At 71.4% G+C, this 22,674-nt stretch carries 22 protein-coding genes; 8 read left to right on the top strand and 14 right to left on the bottom strand.

The features are described from left to right. The first annotated feature begins 32 nt into the window (after positions 1–32). Complete coding sequence (locus ACYVK5_RS02175) at positions 33–863, top strand: MBL fold metallo-hydrolase (protein ID WP_460701730.1); 831 nt, start codon at positions 33–35, stop codon at positions 861–863. A 117-nt stretch (positions 864–980) separates the two neighbouring features. Here ACYVK5_RS02175 and ACYVK5_RS02170 read toward each other — a convergent pair whose 3' ends face one another. From ACYVK5_RS02170 to ACYVK5_RS02160, 3 genes are all read right to left on the bottom strand, one after another. Beyond that, positions 981–1,382, bottom strand: coding sequence for a TrmO family methyltransferase domain-containing protein (locus tag ACYVK5_RS02170; protein WP_460701729.1), 402 nt, complete (start codon positions 1,380–1,382; stop codon positions 981–983). A 331-nt stretch (positions 1,383–1,713) separates the two neighbouring features. Next, positions 1,714–2,190: a hypothetical protein gene (locus ACYVK5_RS02165; RefSeq protein WP_460701641.1), complete on the bottom strand. Its 477-nt coding sequence runs from the start codon at positions 2,188–2,190 to the stop codon at positions 1,714–1,716. Between the two features lie 15 nt (positions 2,191–2,205). Further along, positions 2,206–3,327 carry a hypothetical protein gene (locus ACYVK5_RS02160; protein ID WP_460701640.1) on the bottom strand — a complete coding sequence of 374 codons (1,122 nt, stop codon included), beginning with the start codon at positions 3,325–3,327 and terminating at the stop codon, positions 2,206–2,208. Between the two features lie 322 nt (positions 3,328–3,649). Here ACYVK5_RS02160 and ACYVK5_RS02155 point away from each other — a divergent pair, with 322 nt between their 5' ends. The 3 genes from ACYVK5_RS02155 (at position 3,650) to ACYVK5_RS02145 (ending at position 5,367) form a co-directional block, all read left to right on the top strand. Beyond that, positions 3,650–4,474, top strand: coding sequence for an HAD family hydrolase (locus ACYVK5_RS02155; protein ID WP_460701639.1), 825 nt, complete (start codon positions 3,650–3,652; stop codon positions 4,472–4,474). Next, positions 4,471–4,728, top strand: a complete 258-nt coding sequence (locus ACYVK5_RS02150) for a hypothetical protein (protein WP_460701638.1) — start codon at positions 4,471–4,473, stop codon at positions 4,726–4,728. Before ACYVK5_RS02155 ends, ACYVK5_RS02150 begins: the two co-directional genes overlap by 4 nt. Before the next feature lie 282 nt (positions 4,729–5,010). After that, positions 5,011–5,367, top strand: coding sequence for a hypothetical protein (locus ACYVK5_RS02145; RefSeq protein WP_460701637.1), 357 nt, complete (start codon positions 5,011–5,013; stop codon positions 5,365–5,367). A 190-nt stretch (positions 5,368–5,557) separates the two neighbouring features. On the opposite strand, the gene ACYVK5_RS02140 is transcribed toward ACYVK5_RS02145, so the two are convergent. The 4 genes from ACYVK5_RS02140 to ACYVK5_RS02125 are packed head-to-tail and all read right to left on the bottom strand — an operon-like array spanning position 5,558 to position 9,515. Beyond that, positions 5,558–6,139, bottom strand: coding sequence for a GNAT family N-acetyltransferase (locus tag ACYVK5_RS02140; protein WP_460701728.1), 582 nt, complete (start codon positions 6,137–6,139; stop codon positions 5,558–5,560). Between the two features lie 2 nt (positions 6,140–6,141). Further along, a complete protein-coding gene (gene purQ, locus ACYVK5_RS02135; RefSeq protein WP_460701636.1) occupies positions 6,142–6,855 on the bottom strand; it encodes a phosphoribosylformylglycinamidine synthase subunit PurQ in 714 nt (237 codons plus the stop codon). Next, positions 6,855–7,145 carry a phosphoribosylformylglycinamidine synthase subunit PurS gene (gene purS, locus ACYVK5_RS02130; protein ID WP_460701635.1) on the bottom strand — a complete coding sequence of 97 codons (291 nt, stop codon included), beginning with the start codon at positions 7,143–7,145 and terminating at the stop codon, positions 6,855–6,857. Before purS ends, purQ begins: the two co-directional genes overlap by 1 nt. A 39-nt stretch (positions 7,146–7,184) precedes the next feature. Next, the gene (locus ACYVK5_RS02125) at positions 7,185–9,515 is read right to left on the bottom strand and encodes a substrate-binding domain-containing protein (RefSeq protein WP_460701634.1); all 2,331 of its coding nucleotides are present in this window, start codon (positions 9,513–9,515) and stop codon (positions 7,185–7,187) included. A 124-nt stretch (positions 9,516–9,639) separates the two neighbouring features. Between ACYVK5_RS02125 and ACYVK5_RS02120 the strand changes: the two genes are divergently transcribed. Next, positions 9,640–10,719 (top strand): LacI family DNA-binding transcriptional regulator, encoded by a 1,080-nt coding sequence (locus tag ACYVK5_RS02120; protein ID WP_460701727.1) that lies wholly within the window; start codon positions 9,640–9,642, stop codon positions 10,717–10,719. Between the two features lie 41 nt (positions 10,720–10,760). After that, positions 10,761–12,719, top strand: a complete 1,959-nt coding sequence (locus ACYVK5_RS02115; RefSeq protein ID WP_460701633.1) for a glycoside hydrolase family 6 protein — start codon at positions 10,761–10,763, stop codon at positions 12,717–12,719. Between the two features lie 143 nt (positions 12,720–12,862). Here the strand turns inward: ACYVK5_RS02115 and purD are convergent, their stop codons facing one another. From purD to ACYVK5_RS02100, 3 genes are all read right to left on the bottom strand, one after another. Further along, a complete protein-coding gene (purD, locus tag ACYVK5_RS02110; protein WP_460701632.1) occupies positions 12,863–14,158 on the bottom strand; it encodes a phosphoribosylamine--glycine ligase in 1,296 nt (431 codons plus the stop codon). A gap of 24 nt (positions 14,159–14,182) precedes the next feature. Then, a complete protein-coding gene (locus ACYVK5_RS02105; RefSeq protein ID WP_460701631.1) occupies positions 14,183–15,481 on the bottom strand; it encodes an adenylosuccinate synthase in 1,299 nt (432 codons plus the stop codon). A 98-nt stretch (positions 15,482–15,579) separates the two neighbouring features. Further along, on the bottom strand, positions 15,580–16,065 hold the full coding sequence (locus ACYVK5_RS02100; RefSeq protein ID WP_460701630.1) for a DUF3151 domain-containing protein: 486 nt from the start codon (positions 16,063–16,065) through the stop codon (positions 15,580–15,582). A gap of 117 nt (positions 16,066–16,182) precedes the next feature. Between ACYVK5_RS02100 and ACYVK5_RS02095 the strand changes: the two genes are divergently transcribed. Then, on the top strand, positions 16,183–16,578 hold the full coding sequence (locus ACYVK5_RS02095) for an STAS domain-containing protein (RefSeq protein WP_192860991.1): 396 nt from the start codon (positions 16,183–16,185) through the stop codon (positions 16,576–16,578). A 153-nt stretch (positions 16,579–16,731) separates the two neighbouring features. Here the strand turns inward: ACYVK5_RS02095 and ACYVK5_RS02090 are convergent, their stop codons facing one another. Continuing rightward, positions 16,732–17,160: an STAS domain-containing protein gene (locus ACYVK5_RS02090; RefSeq protein WP_460701629.1), complete on the bottom strand. Its 429-nt coding sequence runs from the start codon at positions 17,158–17,160 to the stop codon at positions 16,732–16,734. Between the two features lie 276 nt (positions 17,161–17,436). Between ACYVK5_RS02090 and ACYVK5_RS02085 the strand changes: the two genes are divergently transcribed. Then, positions 17,437–19,731 (top strand): SpoIIE family protein phosphatase, encoded by a 2,295-nt coding sequence (locus ACYVK5_RS02085; protein WP_460701628.1) that lies wholly within the window; start codon positions 17,437–17,439, stop codon positions 19,729–19,731. 83 nt (positions 19,732–19,814) lie between these two features. On the opposite strand, the gene fbaA is transcribed toward ACYVK5_RS02085, so the two are convergent. From fbaA to ACYVK5_RS02070, 3 genes are all read right to left on the bottom strand, one after another. Further along, positions 19,815–20,834: a class II fructose-bisphosphate aldolase gene (gene fbaA / locus ACYVK5_RS02080; RefSeq protein ID WP_460701627.1), complete on the bottom strand. Its 1,020-nt coding sequence runs from the start codon at positions 20,832–20,834 to the stop codon at positions 19,815–19,817. A 156-nt stretch (positions 20,835–20,990) separates the two neighbouring features. Further along, positions 20,991–21,665 (bottom strand): TrmH family RNA methyltransferase, encoded by a 675-nt coding sequence (locus tag ACYVK5_RS02075; protein WP_460701626.1) that lies wholly within the window; start codon positions 21,663–21,665, stop codon positions 20,991–20,993. Continuing rightward, positions 21,655–22,608, bottom strand: coding sequence for a DUF368 domain-containing protein (locus ACYVK5_RS02070; protein ID WP_460701625.1), 954 nt, complete (start codon positions 22,606–22,608; stop codon positions 21,655–21,657). Before ACYVK5_RS02070 ends, ACYVK5_RS02075 begins: the two co-directional genes overlap by 11 nt. Positions 22,609–22,674: the final 66 nt, after the last annotated feature.

Here is a 22,674-nt window from a genome sequence, read left to right as displayed (position 1 = left end):
GGCGCGTGAGGATCTTGACGCCGTTCGTGTCGATGTTGCGGGCCGGCAACCCGGGGCCGATGACGCTCGACGGGACCCGGACGTATGTGCTGCGGGCGCCCGGCGTCAGGGAGTGCGTGGTGGTGGACCCCGGGCCGGACCTGGACGACCATCTCGACGCGCTGGCCGCCGCCGGGCCGGTCGAGCTGGTCCTGATCACGCACCGGCATCCGGACCACACGGCCGGGTCCGCCGGGCTCCGGGAACGGACCGGCGCGCCCGTGCGGGCGCGCGACCCCGAGTTCTGCCTGGGCGGGGACCCCCTGCGCGGAGGCGAGGTGCTCGACGTGGCGGGGGTGCGCATCGAGGTGCTGACGACGCCCGGGCACACGCGGGACTCCGTGTCGTTCGTGGTCAGCGGGCCGAGATCCGGCGCGGCCGGCGGCCGAGCGGCAGATGACGGGAATCCGGGCGGCGGACCGGCGTCGGCGGACACGGAGACCGTCGTGCTGACCGGGGACACGGTGCTCGGCCAGGGCACCACGGTCATCGCCGAGCCCGACGGCTCCCTGCGTGACTACTTCGAGAGCCTCGACGTCCTCGAGTCGGCGGGCGCCGACACCCTCGGGCTCCCCGCGCACGGCGGTCCGGTCGGCGACCTGGCGACGGCGGCGCGCCTGTACCGCGCCCACCGGATCGACCGGCTGGAGCAGGTGCGCGGGGCGCTGGACCGGCTCGGTGTGCCCGACGACGGCCGGGGCGCGGACATCTCGGAGCTCGCGGACGCGGTGGTCGGGATCGTCTACACCGACGTGGACCCGAGCGTCCTGGGCGCGGCCCGGCAGAGCGTCACGGCGCAGCTGAGGTACCTGCGCGGGGAGTAGGAGCGAGCACCACCGTCCAGGCGAAGCCGCTAGTGGCCATCGCGCAGGACGCGCCGGCCCCGGAGTGCTCCGCTCATGTGTTGCATCGCGGCAAGACTGCGCTCGGCCCGCCCGTGGTCATCGCGAGGTTGAGTCGGCGCCCTCGGCGAAGTAGTCGGTGAGCATCTCGGTCACCCACGCCGCCTGCCTGACTTCGCCACGCGGGCCGAACTCGGTGAACCACGGCTTGATGTCGAGCACCGGGGTTCCGTCGACTGCGTCCAGGTCCTCGACGTGCAGATCGAGGCCGTCGACGTCGATGAGCCGGCACCTGCTCACGCCGAGCCAGTTCAGACGGCGCATGTTGCGATGCCCGAAGGTCCCGACCTCGGGCCAGTCAGGGTTGTTGCGCGGACGACGCGCGCCAGGGTGCAGGTCAGTCTGGTCGGTTAGGTGGAAATGGAACGCGATCTCCAGGTGGGAGAAATCCTCCAGCCCCTTGGTCGCCTCGACCGGGAACCGGTCGCCGTCGATCCGGATGATCGACCGGGTCCCTCCCCAGAAGTCATCGGTCGGCTCCGTCCCCCGCCGATCACGCGCGCAACGGGGATCATCTCGATCGGTTCCATCAGTCTCCTCAGCTCAGGTCGGATCAAGCTGTCGCGAGGTACGCGGCGGCCCTCTGGTCCAGCTCAGCCATCTCAGGGCTTGCAGATCGGCCGTGGGCCAGCACTCCGCATCGTAGTGACGGTCTGACGCGCCCGGGCAGAGCTCACACCCACCGTGGAGTGATGTACGACGGCCACCTGCTCTGCGTCGGCGGTGGTGAGTGAGGCGCTCCACTACGGTGTCGAGGAGACCGCGCCCTTTGTCAATCGCGCCGCGCTCCTTCTGGCCAGACCACTTCCACCGGGACTCGCCGTCGTCGTGCTTCGGTGACGATGTCGGCGGTTCCGCCGTAGCCGCGTGCGGCCTTTCCGTCCCAGACGGCGATGAGTTCGTCGGCGTCGGCGAGCATCCGTTGCGCGGCGGCCATGTGGGATTCGCTGGTCGAGTCGCGGTGGTCGAGGTGGACGACGTCGGCCGCATGGGCGAGCAGATCGTCCAGGACCGGGCGGTGCTCGGTGGGCAGGGCCTCGCGGTAGTTGGTGGCCGGGATGACGGCCCGGAGCCGGCCACCGGCGTCGAGCACGGCGCGGGCGAAGAGCGTGTCCGCTCCGTCGGCGAGCGAGGAGATCCCGACCAGTTCGCCGTCGTACCGCGTGAGTACCTGGCGGAGAGCACGGTCGACGAGGGGAACGACGTCGTCGGGTAGTCCTCGGTGGCCGGCGAACGCGACGTGAGTCATGGTGCTGGAGCGTATCTACCCTGCGTATAGACCCGCCAGGGCATCGTCGAGGTCGGTGGCGGCCGTGCACCGTGCCGGGAGCCCTGACCGGAAGCGGCGTACACCGCCGATGATCCGTTCCGAGCCGAACCGCCGCCCGGTGCGAACGGCGTCAGTGGCCAGTGTGCATGCCTCGGCCAGGTGACCGGCGTCCGCCAGCGCTGCGGCGTGGTCGACCTGCGCGACGGCCCGAGCTTTGGGCGCTGTCAGTGATGGCGCGGCGAGGGCGTAGGTCTCTCGCGCACCGGCGACGTCGCCGAGCGCCCCAAGTGTTTGCGCTCCGTAGCGGGCTGCCTTGGCCGCGTCGAACCGGAACATCCATGGCCACTGTGCCTGTTCGTTGCTGCTTGCGGCGAGGCGTTCGCACGTGCGCAGTTCGGCGCGGGCCGCCCTGTGCTCACCGAGCATGGCGTGGGCGACGGCGAGCTGTGCGGACAGCCACGCGTGCGCGGGTGCGGGAACGTCCGCCCTCACCTCGGTCCTGGCCTGTTCCAGCAGTGCGAGTCCGGCCCTGGTGTCACCGGCCTCGGTCGCGAACGCGCCGAGCGAGGCCCGCATGTACGCGGTCAGCAACTGATGTTCTGCGCGCTCGGCATGACCGACTGCGGTCAGGTACTGGACGCGCGCTGCACCGTGGTTGCCCTGGTCCAGGTGCAGCCACGCGCTGAATCCGGCGAGCTCGGCCAATGCCGCGTACCCGGAGGGTGTCGGCAGGGAGTCGCGGACAACGGTCTCGGCGAGTGCCGTATGCCCACGGACAACGTCCGACAGGGGTGCGGTGGGGAAGGTCTGCTCAAGTCGGCGGTAGTGCGCTGTCGGACCCACGACCGCAGCCATCAGGTCTGTGCTGTCGCCGTCATTCAGAGCGTGCGGTACCCACGCGGTCACGGCCGAAAGACCGGCCAGGCGCAGGAACTCACGACGTCGCACGTCTTCCTCCGACTCGACGGAACCCTCTCCATCGATCGTGCCACCACGAACGGCGGCGGCGAAACGCTCTCGCACGTGCTCGGATGCGGATTCCAGGAGTGTGTCGAGCGCGGCCTGGTTCACCGGCCGCGGGGTCATCGCCGAACCAGCGGCCTCCCAGCGAGACACGATCCGATCCGAAATGCCCAGGTGAGCAGCGAAATCACGCACGCTCATGCGCGACGCCTCGCGAAGTGCCCTGCTCTCGTGCCCGGTCCAGTGCTTCACGTACCCACCCCCGATTCGCGCCAGTCGCGGCAACTCATGGTTCCACGAAATGTCAGCGCAAGTGCGACAACCGTTCGTGGTCGAGGCTTCCCGGCGCACAGGACGCTGAGGTCACGAACCAGCAGCGCGTCACCAGGAGGCACCCATGACAGCCCAGACCCCCTACCCGATACCGGAGAACAACAGCGCGAGGAGAGCCGCCACCCCACGCCGTCCGGTGAAGGTGGCCTTCGTCGACGCAGACGACACGCTTCTCCCAGCGGGGGGCGATGTTGTGCCGGAGCCAGCGCGCCGAGCGGTGGCCGCAGCGGTGGCCAAGGGCATCTTGGTGGTGCCGTGCACGGGCCGCTCGGTCGTCGGCATTCTCCCGATTGCGGAGCAGTTGCGGCTGGTGAAGGGCAGCTTCTTCATCGCGTCGAACGGTGCGGTCACCGGGGAGCTGACGGGGAACCGTCGTCATCCGTTCGAGGTCTTGCACACCCGGGTGTTCGACCCGTGGGCCGCATTTACCGTGGCGATGGCCGTGGAACCCCAGGTGTCCATGGCGGTGGAGCAGGTCGGGGTCGGGTGGCGGGTGAACCGGCCGTTCCCGGAGGGTCGGTTGAACGGTCTGCAGCACGTCGTGCACGAGAAGGTGTTGTGGTCCGAGCACGTGACCCGCGCCGTCGTGCATGCGCCGGGCATCGCGCAGTACGCCCCGCAGATCGAGGGCACGGGCTGCACCGCGACACCGAACGGGACCGACTGGTTGGATATTACGAAACGCGGCCTGTCCAAGGCGACCCAGGCAGGTGCGCTGCGCCGGCGATTGGGGATCCACCCCGACGACACCGCCGCGATCGGCGACGGCGCCAACGATATCCGGCTGTTGCGCCAGGTCGGGCACGGTTTCGCCATGGGGCATTCAGCGCAGAGTGTCAAGGATGCCGCGGACTACATCACCGGCTCGATCGACCACCACGGCGCCGCCGCCGCACTGGACACCCTGACCCTGTCCACCCGAGAGTCCCGGCCGGTGCCGGCGAGTACCGGGGCGGGAGCACGATGAGCATATTCGAGGGCGAGGAAGACTTTGCCGCCGAGCACGCCCATGGCCCAGCACGCCGCCCGGCGCAGTGGCGGGTGGGTGACCGGGTCCGGGTCGTGGACGGACCCCGCCTGCTGCTCGGTGCGACCGGAACGGTCGTCGAGATCGATCGCCCCGGCGCCTGGGAGGTGCGTGTGCACATCGATCGCGGCGGGTTCGACCGGGCGCTCCTGGCCCCGCACGAACTCGAGCCTGCGGACGAGGCGACATCGTGACGTGGGTCTTGATCGGGTACATCGCCCTGCTCGCCGTACTACTCAGCATGCAGTGCGCCTCACGGGCACGGCGATAGACGCCCCGTCCTAGCCTTCCTAACCTTCCCGTCTTGCGGCCGGACGCGCACCCCCGGAACCCGTGCACCTGGTTGCACAGCGTCCCCCGCAAACCCGCCCACCCCCGGGCGGGCACCCAGGCAGGTCGGGACCGACGCCCCTCGGTCCCGACCCGCACCTCAGGCACCACCGACGACGACCGAAAACCCGGAGATGACGAGCGACATGTCCCAGAACGCCGTCGCGCTCGGCTACGCCCGCGACGCCTCGCAACTCGCCGTCGTGCAAACCCACGCCCACGACCACGGCTACCTGCTGGCCCACGTGATCGACGACAGTCGCGATGCCGCCACGATCAGCCAGCTCACCAAACAGGCCATGGACCAAGGCGCCGATCTCGTCATCCTGCCCGGCGACGCGATCCTGTCGGCCGCCCGCAAGCGGCTGGAGAAGGAACTGACGAGTGTCGGTGCTAGGTGCGTCGTGCTCGGCGCCCCGAGCGCCCCGGCCCGGGCTGCACTCGAACGCGTCATGCCGCGGCGCGACTTCGACGCCACGCGCGGCAAGCACTCCCGCAGATGACCCCACTTTCAGGTCAGGGTATAAGTACCTGACCCAGCAGGTGGCTGCCGCCGATTCCGCGGAACTGGGGCGCTACGAAATTCGCGGTCTCTGCTCTGGCCCTCGCCGTGCTGTTGCACCCGAAGGGACGCCTCACTCGCTGACTGGCCTCCGCCCACGCGGAGCAGACACTTTGTGACCTGCACCAACACTACCTAACTAGGGCGGAAACCTCATGCCGGCTCGTGGACGATCTCGACGCAGAGCAGAGGGCCTTGCCGTAGCAGCGCTGGTCCTCCTCGCCCGCGTACTTGCCGTAGGGCGCGATCCGCTCGTAGCCGAGCTTCTTGTAGAGGGCGATCGCCTCGGGCTGTTCGGTACCCGTCTCCAGGACGAGCCGGGTCAGGCCCGCCTCACGGGCGGACCGTTCGAGTTCCCCCATGATCCGCGTCGAGAGACCGCGGCGGCGGAAGCCGGGTCCGACGAACACCCGCTTGACCTCGCCGGTCCCCTGCGGATGCCGCCCGCCCACGCCGTCGTCGGCGCCGGACATGTCCCGGACGCTGCCGCCCGCGGCGGCGACGCCGCCGACTCGGATCACGACCGTCGCGACGATCGTGGCCGGGTCGAAGTATTCGGCCGCGTCGCCGTCGTCCCCGTAGCGCTCGGCGAGTTCGGCCACTGCGGCGAGGCGCAGCTCGACGGCCTCCGGATGCTCGAACGGGACCCGCTCGACCACGACCTGCCCGTGCTCGGCCTCGGCGAGCGCGCCGTCGTGCGCCCCGACCGCCATCGTCACGCCCCGACGAGCGAGGCCAGGACGGACCGGAAGAACGGGAGCCCGTCCGTGCCCGCGCGCGGGCCGTCCGCGCCGGCCGGACCGAATCCCGGCTCGACGGCGTGCTCCGGGTGCGGCATCAGCCCCACCACGTTGCCCTTCTCGTTGGTGATGCCCGCGATGTCGCGGCGCGAGCCGTTCGGGTTCCAGCCGTCGTAGCGGAACACGACGCGGCCCTCACCCTCGAGTCGGTCGAGCGTGGCGTCGTCCGCGACGAACTGGCCGTCCTGGTTCTTCAGGGGGATCGTGATCCGCTGCCCCGTGGCGAACTCGTTGGTCCACGCCGTGTTCGCGTTGGTGACCACCAGGGTCTGCTCGCGGCAGACGAAGTGCAGGTGATCGTTCTTGATCATCGACCCGGGCAGCAGATGGGCCTCGGTGAGGACCTGGAAACCGTTGCAGATGCCGAGGACCGGCATGCCGCCCCGCGCGGCGTCGATCACGGAGGCCATCGCGGGGGCGAACCTGCTGATCGCTCCGGCCCGCAGGTAGTCGCCGTAGGAGAAGCCACCGGGGAGCACGACGGCGTCGACGTCCTGCAGGTCGGCGTCCGCGTGCCAGAGCGCGACGGGCTCACCACCGGCAAGGCGGACGGCACGTGCCGCGTCGCGGTCGTCGAGCGTGCCCGGGAAGGTGACGACGCCGATCCGGGCGCTGTTCAGCGTGCCCATCAGGCGAGCCCGGCGCGCTCCGGGGCGGGAGCCCCGGCGCCCTCCGAAGCGTCGGCCACGGCGACGACGTCCTCGATGATCGGGTTGGACAGCACCTGCTCGGCCGCCTTGCGAGCCTGTTCCAGGATCTCCGGCGTGACCTCGCCGTCGACCTCCAGCTCGAATCGCTTGCCCTGGCGGACACCGGTGAACTGCGTGAACCCGAGGCGCGGCAGCGCCCCGACCACGGCCTTGCCCTGGGGGTCCAGGATCTCGGGCTTGGGCATGACCTCGACGACGACGCGTCCCACGGGGGCTCCTTGAATGACGAGCGGATTCCGGTGCCGAGTCTACTGGGAGGCGGAGAACGGCGAGGCATCCGCCTGTGGACGCACGCGTGAGGTGCGCCACGGCGTCCCGCCCGCCGATCCCTCGAGGCCCAGGACCATCAGGACGCCGACCATCCGGGCCCGCACACCGGCGTCGTCGGTGACCGTCGTGGCCCGGGCACGGACCCACAGCTCGCGGCCGTCCGCCGCCGTCAGGCGGTGCTCCAGGTCCAGGGGCACGCACGCCCCCGCGAGCTGCCGCGCGATCGCCGACCGCACCGCGCGCTGGTCGTCGGCGTGCACGCGGCTGGTCCACTCCTCGATGCTCGCGCCGACCTCGTCGTCGCCCAGGCCGAGCAGCGACTTCCAGGTGCGCGAGTAGTACACGTGACCCGTGGTGATGTCCCAGTCCCACGTGCCCTCGAGCGCCACCTCCTCGACGAGCCGGTACCGCACCTGGCCCGCCCGCAGGTCCAGGGCGAGCGCCCGCTCGCGTGCGGCCATGTCGGCGAGCGTGGCGCGCTGCGTGCGCAGCGACACGTGCCGGGCCTCGCGGTCCAGCGCGACGGCGAGCATGGCAGCCCAGTGGTCGAACTTGTCGCGGGCGCTGGTGGTGTGCGTGTCGATGGCGCCGCCGATGAGCAGCAGTCCCCAGTCGCTCGTGTCGAAGGTGACGGGGATGACGAACGCGATCCCGTCCGCGGAGTCCAGCAGGGCTCGCGTGGGGAACGACGCGACGGGCAGCTTGGTCCCGACGAGCGCCCGGGCCTGGGGGGAGGTCGCCGTCGTGCCGACCACGGTGAGCTCGCGCGCCGGGTCCGCCGCGGTACCCGCGGGCGGCCGCGGGGCGGGGCTGTCGATCTCCCCCGCGTAGTCCCGCAGGCCGGGCCTGGGGACGTCGTCGGGCACCGGCGGATGGGCGAGCCGTTCGGCCGCGTCGGACCAGAGCGCGAGGGTCGCGGGCCCGCGGTGGCCCTTGGGCAGCCAGCGCAGCGTCCGGATGGTGGGTGCGTCGGCGTGCAGGAGGCCCAGGTCGAGCTCGTACTGCTCGCCGATCGTGCGTTCGAGGCGGCCGGCCCGCGCCAGGAGCGTCTGCGTGCACCCGGTGCTGAGCGCGACGATGACGTCGGTGATCGCGCGGGCCACGGCGCGGCGCCGCGCCGTCGGCCCCGGTTCCCCGGGGGCGCGGGTCTTGCCCCTGCGGGCCTTGGCCAGTTCCTCCTCGACCGAGCGGAGGGCCGGCACCAGTTGCTCGAGGGCCTCGGGATGCGGTCGCAGCGCCCGGGTGATGTCCACGAGCGAGGCGAGCGCGTCGGCGTCGGGCAGCACGGCGAGCGCGTCGGCACCGCGCACGATCCGCTGCACGCTGCGCATCCATGCATCGATGCCCGGCGTGGCCCCCGCGCCGTCCAGGACGATCCCCGCGACGCCCGCCAGGCGCGCCCAGGAGGTCGACTCCCCGCCGCCGGTGCCCTGCACCGGACCCACGCTCGCCTCGCGGCAGCCGCACGACTCGCGGGTGATCAGGCTCGCGGCCGACAGGTGCCGGCCCCGCGGGCGGTCGCCGCGGATCTGCGCGACGAGGAGCGAGACGGCGAGCTCGCCGACGCCGTCGTGGTGCGGGTCCACGGTCGCCAGCCGGGGGCGCATGCGCGCGCCGAGGTCGGAGTGATCGAATCCGACCACCGCCTGCCGCTTCGGCAGGGCGAGCCCGCTGACCTGGAGCATCCTCGTGAAGCCGGCGGCGTTGCGGTCGGTGGCGACGAACGTCGCGGTCGTCGGCAGGCCCGAGCTCAGCGCCTGCCGCGCGGCCGCCGCCCCCGCCGCCTCCTGGTTGTCCGCGGCCTGGTAGACCCATTCGTCCCGCGGCTCGATGCCGTGGTCGCGCAGCGTGGCCCGGTACGCCTCGTAGCGCTCGACGATGTCGGACTGCCGCAGACTCCCTACGAAACCGATTTCGATGTGGCCGTGCGAGATGAGGTGCTCGACGGCCGCGCGCGCACCTCCGGCGTTGTCGGGCGCGACGGCGGGCGCCTGCGCGCCAGGTGAGTGCTCCCCGACCAGCACCATGGGCCGGTCCTCCGCGCCGAGGCGCTCGACGGTCTCGGCGTCGACCGCGGTCGTCACCACGATCAGGCCGTCCGCGGCGTCCAGCCCGACCGGCACGCCGACCGGAGGCTCCTCCGGGAACTGGGCGCGCTCCAGGTCGGCCGGGTACGTCTGTACGACGACGACCCGGTGGCCTCCCGCCCGGGCCGCGCGGGACACCCCCGCCAGCACCTTGCCGAAGTAGTGACCACCGACCACCGGCGACAGCACCGCCAATGAGTACTTGCCCCTTACAGATGTCATGCTCACACCCCGTCCTCGTCGACGCTGTGCAAAGTATGGGCTAACAGGGCATGCTACGGGAATGGTCTCGACGGCGCGACCGAATCATCACGAAGATCCAGATAGCCGGTCCGGGAAGGACGGAATTCCCGCCTCACCCCGGGGTGGCCGGTCACGTTCCGGCGACGGCGCGCGACGACCGACGATCGTCGACGTCGCCCGCGCGGCCGGCGTCTCGACGGCTGTGGTCTCCTACGCCCTCAACGGACGGCGCGGCGTGGCGGATGTGACGCGCGAGCGCGTGCTCCGGGTGGCCGACGAACTCGGCTGGCGGCCCGCCACGGCAGCACGCTCGCTGCGCGCCGGCCCCGGCGCCGCCGCCCTCATCGTGGTGCACGACGGCGCCGCCGGGTCGCGCGCCGCATCGACGCTCGACCTGGTCACCGCCGCGTCCGAGGTGCTCGACGCCGCTGACGTGACCCTGGCGGTCCACACGGCGACCACCGTGGAGCAGGCCGCGCACCTCATGCGGCGGTGGTGGGCGGAGCGCCGGTACGCCGGCTTCGTCGTGACGGGCCTGCGGTCCGACGACGCCCGCCTCGCCGCCCTGCGCCATCTGCCCGCCCCCGCGGTCATGGTGGGCGACCCGTCCGCCCCCGCCCCGCCCGCCTGGCGCAGCGTCGTGTTCGACGACGCGACGGCGTTCGCGCAGGTCGGCGAGTTCCTCGCCGACCTGGGGCACCGCAGGGTCGCCATGCTCACCGGCGCGGAGGGCCTGCTGGCGACGCGGCGACGAGCCACCGCGCTCGCGGGTGCGCTGGGCAAGAACGGAATCGATTTCGAAGCGGTCTCCGGCGACGGTGTCGACCGCGCGGCGGCCGCGGTCGGCTCGCTCCTCTCCTCGGGGAGCCACCCCACCGCCGTCGTGACCGACGACGACGTCACGGCCGGCGTCGTGCTGGACGTCGCGCGGCGCCTGGACATCACCGTGCCCTGGGAGCTCTCCGTCGTGGCCGGGACCGACGCCGCCGCGTGCCGGCTCACCACACCCTCGCTCACCGCCGTGCCGTATCCGGTGGAACGCCTGGGGAACGCCGTCGGGCACGTGCTGCTCGGCGTGCTGCACGCCGACGGCACGAAGAGCGAGAAGGCGCCGCCGTCCACGACGGTCGCGGCCGGCGGACTGGTGGTCCGGGGCTCCACCGCACCGCCCGACCCTCGCTGAGAGGCCTGGCGACAGCGAGTCCCTGTTAAACGATTCGTCTGGTGTCGTCCAAGTCATCGCCCGGGCAACGATTCACCCGCCGCCGCAGAAAGGCCTGCGGGGGTGCGGGTGCCGCCGGCCCCACCGCCGAGGAGGGCCGGAAGGCACGCGCCAAGAGGACGACCCGGGAGGGCATCGTGCAACGAGAGAAGAAGGTGCGCGCAGGAATCGCGGCCGGAGCGACGGGGGCACTGGTCGCCGCGTCGGCCCTGGTCGCGCTGGCGGCGGCGCCGTCAGCCACCGCGGCCGTGGGCAACCCGTATGAAGGTGCGACGCAGTACGTCAACCCCGACTGGCGGGAGGACGTGCTGGAGGCCGCCGACATCGCCGGCGGCTCACTCGGCGACGACATGCGCGCCATCGCGAACGAGCCGACTCACGTGTGGATGGACCGCATCCAGGCGATCGAGGGTATCGACCGGCAGCACGGTCTGGTGTGGCACCTCGATCAGGCCGTCGCACAGGCCGGTGGCAGCCCGCTGGTGTTCAACATGGTTGTCTACGACCTGCCCGGCCGTGACTGCTTCGCCCTGGCGTCGAACGGCGAACTGCCCGCCACGGACGAGGGCATGGAGCGCTACAAGACCGAGTACATCGACGCGATCGCCGAGATCCTGGACCGCCCGGAGTACGAGAACCTGCGAATCTCGGCCGTGATCGAGCCGGACTCGCTGCCGAACATGGTGACGAACTCGTCCCACCCGGCCTGCCAGCAGTCCGCGCCGTACTACCGCGAGGGCGTGCAGTACGCCCTCGACAAGCTGTACGAGGTGGGCAACGTCTACTCGTACATCGACGCGGCGCACTCGGGCTGGCTGGGCTGGCCGGACAACGCGAGCGGCAGCGCGCAGGAGTTCGCGAACGTCGTCGGGGGCTCGACCTACGGCTGGGACGCCGTGGCGGGCTTCGTCACCAACACGGCGAACTCGACGCCGCTGGAGGAGCCGTTCCTGACCGATCCGAACCTGCAGGTCGGCGGCGGCCAGGTGCGCTCGGCGGAGTACTACCAGTGGAACCCGGACTTCGACGAGATCGATTGGACCGCGGACCTGTACGACCGGATGGTGGCCGCGGGTGCGCCGTCGCGCATCGGCATGCTGATCGACACCTCCCGTAACGGCTGGGGTGGCTCGGAGCGCCCGACGTCGGCGTCGTCGTCGAACGACCTCAACACCTACGTGGAGGAGTCCCGCGTGGACCGTCGCACCCACCGCGGTGCCTGGTGCAACCCCGACGGCGCCGGTATCGGCGAGCGGCCGACCGTGTCCCCGGCCGGCTACGCGGAGTCGCACCTGCATGCCTTCGTGTGGGTCAAGCCGCCGGGCGAGTCCGACGGCGCCTCCGAGGAGATCCCGAACGACGAGGGCAAGGGCTTCGACCGCATGTGCGACCCGACCTACCAGGCGGACAAGCTCGACGGCAACTACACCGGCGCGCTGCCCGACGCCCCGCTGTCGGGCTGGTGGTTCCAGGACCAGTTCGAGATGCTCGTGGCGAACGCCTACCCGCCGATCGGGGACGGCTCCACGCCGGACCCGACGGACGACCCTACGGACGACCCTACGGACGACCCCACGGACGACCCGACCGACGACCCCACGGATGACCCCACCGACGACCCAACGGACGACCCGACCGATGACCCGACCGACGACCCCACGACCGATCCCGGCACCTGTGAGGCCGAGTTCGACGTCGTGAACGACTGGGGCAGCGGCTACCAGGGCCAGATCACCGTCACCGCCGGCTCCGGCGGCACCACCGGCTGGACCACCCAGTTCACCCTGCCCGCCGGCACCACCATCGGCAGCCTCTGGAACGCCGACTACACCGTCAGCGGATCCACCATCACCGCGAGCGACGTGGGCTGGAACGGCACCCTGGGCGCCGGCCAGTCGACGTCGTTCGGCTTCACCGCCAACGGCACCGCCCCGAGCTCGGCGACGGTGACCTGCTCCTGATCGAGACCTGACGGAGCAACATCCCGCACCGGCATGAGAGGGACCCGTCGGTACCCGGTGGCCGCGTACACGAGACCTCGTCTCGAACGCGTCCAGCAGGGGACCGGCGGGTTCCGCCGTCGGTGGCCGGGCTCGTCGAGACCTCAGGCAGGGACCGTGAGCGTGCCCGCGGCCGCCTTGGCGGCGATGTCCGTGCGGTGCTGGGAGCCGGGCAGGGAGATCCTTCCTACCGCCTCGTAGGCCCTCTCACGGGCTTCCCGCAGGTCCCGGCCCAGCGCGACCACCGACAGCACCCGACCGCCCGCGGTCACCAGCGCGCCGTCGTCGGACAGCGCCGTGCCCGCGTGCAGGACGTGCACGCCGGCGAGCGCCTCGGACTCCTCGATCCCCGCGATCGGGTCGCCCGAGCGGGACGACGCCGGATACCCGGCGGACGCAAGCACGACCGTGACCGCCGCCTCGTCCCGCCAGCGCAGCGGCCCCAGGTCCACGAGCTCGCCACGAGCGGCGGCCAGCATGACGCGGCTCAGCGGCGTCACCAGGCGCGCCAGCACGGACTGCGTCTCCGGGTCCCCGAACCGCGCGTTGAACTCGACCACGCGCATCCCGCGTGACGTGAGCGCCAGCCCGCAGTAGAGGACGCCGCTGAACGGGGTCCCGCGCCGGGCCATCTCGTCGACGGTGGGCTGCGCGACGCGGGACACCACCTCGTCCACCAGGCCCGGCGGCGCCCACGGGAGCGGGCTGTACGCGCCCATGCCGCCGGTGTTCGGGCCCTCGTCGCCGTCGTGGATGCGCTTGAAGTCCTGGGCCGGGGCGAGCGGGACGACGGTCGTCCCGTCGCACACGCAGAAGAGCGAGACCTCCGGGCCGTCGAGGTACTCCTCGACGACGACCCGGCCGGCGCCGTCGCGGGCGCCGAGCGCGACGCGCGCGTGCTCCAGCGCCGCGTCGCGGTCCTCCGTGACGACGACGCCCTTGCCGGCCGCCAGGCCGTCGTCCTTCACGACGTAGGGGGCGCCGAACGCGTCGAGAGCGGCGGCCACCTCGTCGAGGTCCGTGCACACGTGCGCCATCGCGGTCGGCACGCCTGCCGCGGCCATGACCTCCTTGGCGAACGCCTTGCTGCCCTCCAGGCGCGCGGCCTCGCCGCCCGGACCGAACACGGGGAATCCCGCCTCGCGCAGGGCGTCGCCGACGCCGGCCACCAGCGGTGCCTCGGGGCCGACGACGACCAGCTCCGCGCCGATCTCGCGGGCGAGCGCGACGACGGCGGCACCGTCCTGCACGTCGACCGGATGCAGCGTCGCCCCGGCGGCGATGCCCGGGTTGCCCGGCGCGGCGTGGATCTCGTGCGCCTCGCCGCTCACCGCTTCCGCGGCGAGTGCGTGGACGATGGCGTGCTCACGGGCACCGGGACCGACGACGAGGATCTTCACGGGGCTCCAGTGTAGGTACGGGACTCAGTGAGCGCGCGCGTGGATCAGGTCGTGGATGGGGATGATCGCGTCGCGCGCCGGGCCGACGCCGATCGCCGAGATCCGCGTGCCCGACATCTGCTCCAGCGCGTCCACGTAGGCGCGCGCGTTCGGCGGGAGGTCCTCCAGCGTGCGGGCGCCGGAGATGTCCTCCCACCAGCCGTCGAACTCCTCGTAGATCGGTTTCGCGTGGTGGAACGCCGTCTGGTCGGTGGGCATCTCGTCGTGGCGGACGCCGTCGACGTCGTACGCCACGCAGACCGGGACCTTCTCGAGGCCGGTCAGCACGTCGAGCTTGGTCAGCACGAGGTCGGTGAGGCCGTTGACGCGCGTGGCGTAGCGGGCGATGACGGCGTCGTACCAGCCGCAGCGGCGCGGGCGGCCCGTCGTGGTGCCGTACTCGTGGCCGGTCTTGGCGAGGAACGCGCCCTTGTCGTCGAAGAGCTCCGTGGGGAACGGCCCCTCGCCGACGCGCGTGGTGTAGGCCTTGATGACGCCGATCACCGAGTCGATCCGCGTGGGGCCGACGCCCGAGCCGGTGACCGCCCCGCCCGCCGTCGCATTGCTGCTCGTGACGAACGGGTAGGTGCCGTGGTCGATGTCGAGCATGGTGGCCTGGCCGGCCTCGAACAGGACGTTCCTGCCCTCGTCCAGCGCGCGGTTCAGTTCCACCGACGTGTCCGTGACCATCGGGCGGAGCCGTTCGGCGTGCTTCAGCAGTTCCTCGACCGTCTCGTCCACGTCCACGGCGCGACGGTTGTAGACCTTCACGAGCAGGTGGTTCTTCTGGTCGAGGGCGCCCTCGATCTTGGCGCGCAGGATCTTCTCGTCGAACAGGTCCCACATCCGCAGGCCCACGCGGCTGATCTTGTCCGCGTAGGCGGGACCGATGCCACGGCCCGTGGTCCCGATCCGTCGCTTGCCCAGGAACCGCTCCGTCACCTTGTCGATGGTGCGGTGGTACGGCGCGATGACGTGGGCGCTGCCGGAGACCAGCAGCCGCGAGACGTCCACGCCGCGCGCCTCCAGCGCGTCGAGCTCCTCGAACAGGACGTCGATGTCCACCACGACGCCGTTCGCGATCACGGGCGTGACCCCCGGCGACAGGATGCCGGACGGGAGCAGGTGCAACGCGTACTTCTCGTCGCCGACGACGACGGTGTGACCGGCGTTGTTCCCGCCGTTGAACTTCACGACATGGTCGACACGCGAACCCAGAAGATCGGTTGCCTTCCCCTTGCCCTCATCGCCCCACTGGGCACCGACGAGCACCACGCCTGGCATGGATTTCCCACCTTCTCGGGAGTTTGTTGAGCGACGGCGAGTTTACCCGCGACCGCCGACATCGACGAAGAGCGTGCGCGGAGCGGGACCCGGGGCCGTCAGCTGCTGGTGCCGGCCAGCGCTCGCACCTCGTCGACGGAGGTGCCCGAGTCGGCGAGGAACGTGCGGCAGCGGTCGCGCTCCTCCGTCTCACCGATCAGCCCGGCCGCGTCGGACAGGGCAAGCATCGCCCGCAGGAAGCCCTGGTTGGGTAGGTGCGCGGCAGGGATCGGGCCCTGCCCACGCCACCCGGCCCGGCGCAGCGCGTCGAGGCCGCGGTGGTAGCCGGTGCGCGCGTAGGCGTACGCCTCGACGGGCGCGGCGAGAGTGTTGCCCGAAGCGCCGGGGGTGTTGCCCGCACCGTTGCCCGCACTGTCGCCCGCGAGGACGCGTTCCGCGAGCACCGCCCAGGCCAGGGAGGACGCCGGGTTTCCCGCCGCCACGGCTGCCGGGTCGTCCCCGGCGGCGAGGCGGGTGCGGACGTCGGGGAAGTCATCGGGAAGCTCGACCGGGGCGGGGCCCGCGAGCAGGTTGTCGTGGCTCATGTGGACATTCTCCCCTGCTGGCCTCTGTCGTGTTCCACATTTCCCGGAAGGGCCCGATCCGGGCGAATCCTTCCACTCAACCGGTGGGATCGTCGATCTGTGGTTACTCTCGTGAGCATGATCGAGATCGCGACGTCACCGACGACGACGACTCTCGTGATCGCCGGAGAGCTCGATCTGCAGGAACGGGACCAGTTTCCAGGCATCGCGGCTCGCGTCGTCGGTCTACGCCGTCAACTCCTGGTGATCGACATGTGCCGGGTCACCTTCATGGATTCGACCGGCGCGGCATTCCTCATCTCGCTGGCGGATTCCGGCGCGAAGCGCGGCGGCGCCACCGTGATCCGGGGTGCCGACGAGCGGGACCTCTTCGTGCTCGAGGTGTGCGGTGCGATGGACCTGTTCCGGATCGACAACGAGCACCGCTGCGAGCCGGCGACGCCGGCGACCGGGTTCCATGTGGTCACGCCCCGGATGATCGCGGCCGACAGGGCGGACCGCCGCGCGATGTAGCAGGCTGCGCGGCTGAGCCCGGCGGCTCGGGAAACCCGACGGACCCCGCGCACGCAACCGGTCCCCGGCCGCCGGATGCGAAGCGTCGCGACGGCGCCCGCAGGCGACGCAGGAGCCGAGGACGACGGAGCCCGGCGGCTCGGGAAAACACAGTCAGTTCGTGGCCAGGTCCTCGTCCACGATCTCGAGCAGGTCACCGATGCGCGTGACCTCAAGCAGGAAGCGCACCGTCGGCGGTGCCCGGAGCACCCGGACCTTGTGCGGGCTCCGGCTGGCAAGCCGGGCCAGGAACGCGACGCCGGACGAGTCCATGAAGGTCACGTGGTGCGCGTCGATCTCGACCGGGAGCCGGGACCCCTCGGCCTCGCTGATGGCGTTCTGCAGGTCACCCGCGATCTTCGCGTCGATCTCCCCGGCGAGCACGAGCCGGGACCGCTGGTTGACCGTGAGAACGTGGACGCTTGCCGGTTCACCCAGGTCGGGATAGGTGGGCGCGTCCTGCTGCGGCTCGGGCGTGGCAGCCTGGTCGCGCGAGTCCGCGGCCTGCGGCTCGCGGGTCAAGTCGTTCCGGTCGTCCTGCACGGTTCTCCTTCCGAGGCGATCGGCTGCGGTCTCACGCTGTTGGCCGGGGCCGCCATCGGCTCTGATATGTCACTGAGATGATAGAGGTCGGGAGTTCACCTCTCGGACTGTCCCAATCTACGGTTGAATGTCCTGTTGGAACAGAGGCAACGCAGAGATTGTCGAAAGGGGGACCGGATGATAGGCAACTTGTCCTGGTCGGTCCCCCCTGACGGCCCAGGTCAGGGTCGCACACCGCGTGTTCCGCCGCTGCCCGCCGCCCCGATGACGTCGGCCATGGATTCGAACTCGTCGGGGGCGAGCGACGGCGTGTCGCCGGCCGAGCCGCTCCCCGCACCCCGCCGTACCGACCCGCCGCAGGCGCGGCGTCCGATGCCGCCGTCCGTCGGCGATCTCGTGCTGCGCGGCGCCACGAGCATCGGCGTCCCGGTGTTCCTCACCGGTTCCTTCGAGGACGGGCTGCCGCTGCTGTGGGCCAACGAGGCGTTCGAGAAGTACGCGGACGTGAGGTTCACCGATCTCGCCGGGCGCAAGCTGGCCGTGCTGGGCGACAAGCTCGGCGACTCCGACGACTTCAGCAGGCTGCGGGACCATCTGGCCGCGGGTGAAGAGGTGCAGACGATGGCCCGCTCCGCGCTGCGCGGCGGGGTCTCGGGCTGGGTCCAGCTCACCCTGACACCCGCCCGCGCGGCCCACCACGGCCGGGTGACGCACTGGATCGGGATCAGCGTCGACGTCTCGGAACACATGGAGCGCCAGGCGGCCCAGCTCGCCAGCCTCACCATGGAGAACCGGCAGCGTGAGGACAGCGACCTCATCGCGCAGACCACCGAGCTGCTGGCGGACCTCGAGTACCCGTACGTGCTGCGCGACATCGCCGAGCTGCTCGGTCACGTCGTGAGGTGGGCGGGTTTCTACGTGAACGACGACGGCCTCAAGCCCGCCGAGGGCATCGACGTCGCCAACCCGCCGTCGGGCCGCGGACGCCGGCACGCGCGGTACGTCGCCGGGGACGACCAGCCGCGCAGCGGCCCGCATCGCGGCGTCCAGGACCAGCTCGGCGACCCCACCGCCGCGAGCGACGCGACGACCGTCGCCCCGGGCCGGCTCCTCGAGGTGGTCGACAACGTCCAGGACCTCCTCGACGGCAAGGGCGACGAACCGGTCACCCTGCACCTCGACATCCCGCACGCGCAGTACTCCGCGTCCGGCTGGCTGCAACGAGAGCTGAACCGGCGCCTCACGGACGAGATGGGCGGGGTGCCCCGCAGCGTCGTCGTCCATCCCGTGGCCGGGCGGAAGAGCACGCTGGGCCTGCTGGTGGTCTGGCTGGCCGACGTGGGCGAGGACGAGGTCCTGTTCTACGCGGGCACGGACGAGTCCGAGGAGGTCCGGGGCGTGCTCGAGGTGGTCGCGCGCCGGGCCGGGAACGCCATCGACAACGCGCGCCTCTACGCCCGTGAGCACCGCCTCGCGGAGACCCTGCAGCGCGCGATGCTGCCGGAGCAGGCCGATGTCCCGGGCCTCGACGTGTGGACCTACTACGCGCCCAACGCGGAGCACGCCCAGGTGGGCGGCGACTGGTACGACATCCTGCAGATCTCGGAGGAGGTGGTGGGCCTCGTCATCGGGGACGTCGTCGGGCATGACGTCGAGGCCGCCGCCACCATGGGCCAGCTGCGCTCGGTGGTGCGTTCCTACGCGTTCGAGCTGTTCTCCCCCGGTCAGGTGCTGGAGAAGGTCGACCAGCTCGTCGCGGGGATGGGCATCCCCCGCTCGGCGAGCATGGTGTACGCGGCGCTGCGCAGGAAGGGCTCCGAGTGCGAGGCGATCGAGTACTCCCGGGCGGGGCATCTGCCGCCCCTGCTGCTGCGCGCCGGTGAGGTCATCACCCTGGACGAGGGCGGTGGCGCGCTGGTCGGGTTCGGCTCACGCGAGCGCACCACCGGTACGCACGACCTGCGCCCGGGTGACACCTTGCTCTTCTACACCGACGGCCTGATCGAGCGGCGCGACCGTCCGCTGCGTCTCGGGCTGGAGGCCTTGCTGGAGACCGCCGCGGCGATCCAGGCGAAGGACGCGGCCGGCGTCGGCGAGGAACTGCTGGCGCGGCTGGCCGACAAGCCGGAGGACGACGTCGCGATCGTCGTCGTGCGGGTTCCCGACCCCGAGGGCGACCGTACCCAGCCCACGCTGTCGCCGCGGTGGCGGCGGTGGATGCTGCCGAGCGAGCCGTCGTCGATCGGACGGGCGCGGCACGCGGTGCTGCGCACCTGCCAGGCGTGGGGCATCGAGGAGTCGGCGCAGGCCGAACTGGTGGTGTCGGAGCTCGTGGCCAACGGCGTGCTGCACGGCTGGGGACACATCGCCCTACGGCTCTACGACACGGGCGAAGGGCTGCGGATCGAGGTCGAGGACTCCAACCCGGCGCCCCCGGTCGCGACGGACGGGCACCCGAACCGGCTGGGCGGGTTCGGCATGCAGATCGTGGATCGTCTGGCCGAGTGGGGCTGGCGCCCGTCGGGCACGGGAAAGCTCGTCTGGGCCAAGCTCCGCGACCAGGCGAAGTAGGTCGCGGAAGGGGCTCGTGACCGAGGCCGCGACGTGCCGAGGTGGCGGCACCCGTGGAGCCTGCCACCTCGGCACGGTCCGGTTCACATCTTGGTGCCGGCGCTCCGGAGCTGCTGGCACGCCTCGATGATGCGGGCCGCCATGCCGGCCTCGGCGAGCTTGCCCCACGCGCGCGGGTCGTAGGCCTTCTTGTTGCCGACCTCGCCGTCGATCTTCAGGACGCCGTCGTAGTTCTTGAAGAAGTGGTCGGCGACCGGACGGCTGAACGCGTACTGCGTGTCCGTGTCGATGTTCATCTTGATGACGCCGTTGTCGACGGCCTCGGCGATCTCCGCCTCGGTCGAACCGGAGCCGCCGTGGAAGACCAGGTCGAACGGGCTCTCCTTGCCGATCTCGGCACCGACGGCCTTCTGGATGTCGGCCAGGATCGACGGGCGCAGCTTCACCGCGCCCGGCTTGTAGACGCCGTGCACGTTGCCGAAGGTCAGCGCCGTCAGGTAGCGGCCCTTCTCGCCCGCGCCGAGCGCCTTGACCGTGGCCAGGCCGTCCTCGGGCGTGGTGTACAGCTTCTCGTTGATCTCGGCCTCGTGACCGTCCTCCTCGCCACCGACGACGCCGACCTCGATCTCCAGGATCGTCCGCGCGGCCTGCGAGAGCTCGAGGAGCTCGGCGGAGATGACGAGGTTCTCGTCCAGCGGGACGGTCGAGCCGTCGTACATGTGCGACTGGAACGTCGGGTTCTGGCCGTTCTTGACCTGCTCCGCCTCGATCGCGAGCAGCGGCTTCACCCAGGACTCGAGGTTCTCCTTGACACAGTGGTCGGTGTGGATCGCGATGTTCACCGGGTAGTTCTTCGCGACCTCGGTGGCGTAGGCGGCGAGAGCCAGCGAACCGGCGATGCGGTCCTTGACCGTGGCGCCCGAGCCGTACTCGCTGCCGCCGACCGACACCTGGATGATGCCGTCCGACTCGGCCTCGGCGAAGCCGCGGAGGGCGGCGGTGATGGTCTGCGACGACGTGATGTTGACCGCGGGGTAGGCGAACTTACCGGCCTTGGCGCGGTCGATCATCTCGCCGTATACCTCGGGGGTTGCGATGGGCATCTGCTCCAGCTCCAAGTAACTCGTGGTGTGGGCGGCCGTCGCTTCCAGGTCCGCCCGGGTATGCACCCACGATCTTATGCACGCCAAGGCCCCGCGGCGTGGCCGTCCACAACAAGAACCCCGGTCGCGGTTTGCGGTTCCCGGCCACCGTCCGGGTCACAGGTGCTGGGCGGCCCAGCTGTGCATGGCGATCGCCGCCGCGGCACCGGCGTTGACGGAGCGGGTCGAGCCGTGCTGCGTGATGTGCAGGACGACGTCGCACACCGCCTGCGCCTCGGGCGTCAGCCCTGTGGACTCCTGCCCGAACAGCAGGACGCAGCGCGGTGGGAGAACGTGGCCCTCGATCGGGACGGAGCCCGGGATGTTGTCGATCCCGACGACGGGGAGACGACCGTGGTCGGCGGTGGCCTGTCCCGCGGCCCACGCCGCCAGCGCGGCCGCGTCGGGATGGTGATGGACGTGCAGGTAGCGGTCGGTGACCATCGCTCCCCGGCGGTTCCATCGCCGTCGGCCCACCACGTGCACCCCCGCGGCGTTGAACGCGTTGGCGGTGCGCACCACCGACCCGATGTTCAGGTCGTGCGACCAGTTCTCGATCGCGACGTGCAGCTGCCGGTCCGCCGGGCGGCGGGCGTCCATGTCCGCGACGATCGCCTCGACGGTCCAGTACCGGTACCGGTCAGCGACGTTCCGCCGGTCCCCTGCGGTGAGCAGCTCGGGGTCGTAGCGAGGATCGGGCCGCGGCCCGACGCCGTCGTCCACCGTGGGCCACGCCTCCGGGCCGCCGGGCCACGGCCCGACGCCGACGACGGCGGCACCGTCAGGCGTCACGGGCCATCCGGGACTCCCACAGCATCGCGAGCAGCACGACCCCGGCGCCGGCCAGCGCGAGCAGCAGCGGGCCGGCCACCGACCCCGTCGGCGCGAGCAGCTCGTTGGACTCGCCCTGCCACGGCCAGAGCGAGCGCAGCGAGCCCAGCATCAGGCCGGCGAGCACCGCCATCGTGCCCTGACGACGGTTGTGCAGCAGCCACCGCAGCAGCTTGACGAAGCTCGCAAGGCCCACCACGGCGCCCAGGAGGAAGACCGCGACGAATCCGAGGTCGAGAGTTTCGAGCGCGTGCTGCACCGGGATGTACAGGCCCATCGCCAGCAGGAGGTACGAGCCCGAGACGCCGGGGAGTACGAGCGCGTTGATCGCCAGGGCCGCGCCGATGAACACGTACCAGAGTGCAGGCTCGCCGACCTGGGCCTCCGGCAGGCCCGTCAGCACGAACGCCACGGCGGCGCCCGCGAGGAACAGGACGGCGTCGAGTGCTCCGAACCGGCGCGGCATCATGCGCAGCGGCACCGCGATGCTGACCGCGATCATCCCGAAGAAGACTGCGTGCGTCGGCACGGGGTTCGATTCGAGGAGCGGGGCGATCAGCTTGAGGGACAGCAGCAGCACCACGACCATGCCGACCATCACCGGCAGCAGGAGTGCCCAGTTGACCTCCTTCAGCGCGCGCATGCCCGCACCCGCGCCGCGACCGCGCGCGATGCCCGTCACCAACTCGCGGGCCGCGTGGACGAGCTGGCTCGCGGCGTCGATCAGGTGGTCGTACAGGCCGACGACGAGTGCAATGGTGCCGCCCGAGATGCCGGGCACCGACTCGGCGGCGCCGACGAGCCCGCCCCGCACGGCGTTCAACGGGGCGGACGACCACGTCGTCCCACGGCCGGCGGGCGACGTGGCATGGCGAGGAGACGATGCGTCGTGCTGGGTAGTCACGACACGCAGCGTACTGGCCTCCTCTGACACTCGGACCGGAACACCCGCCCCGCGGTCCGTGTCGTC

The organism is Myceligenerans halotolerans (assembly GCF_054782975.1).
This window is presented reverse-complemented; position numbering and strand designations above follow the sequence as displayed.

Bases quoted from the DNA above. Each gene is read 5' to 3' on its own strand.
- fbaA (WP_460701627.1), bottom strand. From the start codon at position 20,834: ATGCCCATCGCAACCCCCGAGGTATACGGCGAGATGATCGACCGCGCC.
- ACYVK5_RS02175 (WP_460701730.1), top strand. From the start codon at position 33: ATGTTGCGGGCCGGCAACCCGGGGCCGATGACGCTCGACGGGACCCGG.
- ACYVK5_RS02145 (WP_460701637.1), top strand. From the start codon at position 5,011: ATGTCCCAGAACGCCGTCGCGCTCGGCTACGCCCGCGACGCCTCGCAA.
- ACYVK5_RS02095 (WP_192860991.1), top strand. From the start codon at position 16,183: ATGATCGAGATCGCGACGTCACCGACGACGACGACTCTCGTGATCGCC.
- ACYVK5_RS02140 (WP_460701728.1), bottom strand. From the start codon at position 6,139: ATGGCGGTCGGGGCGCACGACGGCGCGCTCGCCGAGGCCGAGCACGGG.
- ACYVK5_RS02125 (WP_460701634.1), bottom strand. From the start codon at position 9,515: ATGACATCTGTAAGGGGCAAGTACTCATTGGCGGTGCTGTCGCCGGTG.
- ACYVK5_RS02150 (WP_460701638.1), top strand. From the start codon at position 4,471: ATGAGCATATTCGAGGGCGAGGAAGACTTTGCCGCCGAGCACGCCCAT.
- purQ (WP_460701636.1), bottom strand. From the start codon at position 6,855: ATGGGCACGCTGAACAGCGCCCGGATCGGCGTCGTCACCTTCCCGGGC.
- ACYVK5_RS02165 (WP_460701641.1), bottom strand. From the start codon at position 2,190: ATGACTCACGTCGCGTTCGCCGGCCACCGAGGACTACCCGACGACGTC.
- ACYVK5_RS02105 (WP_460701631.1), bottom strand. From the start codon at position 15,481: ATGCCAGGCGTGGTGCTCGTCGGTGCCCAGTGGGGCGATGAGGGCAAG.
- ACYVK5_RS02085 (WP_460701628.1), top strand. From the start codon at position 17,437: ATGGATTCGAACTCGTCGGGGGCGAGCGACGGCGTGTCGCCGGCCGAG.
- ACYVK5_RS02100 (WP_460701630.1), bottom strand. From the start codon at position 16,065: ATGAGCCACGACAACCTGCTCGCGGGCCCCGCCCCGGTCGAGCTTCCC.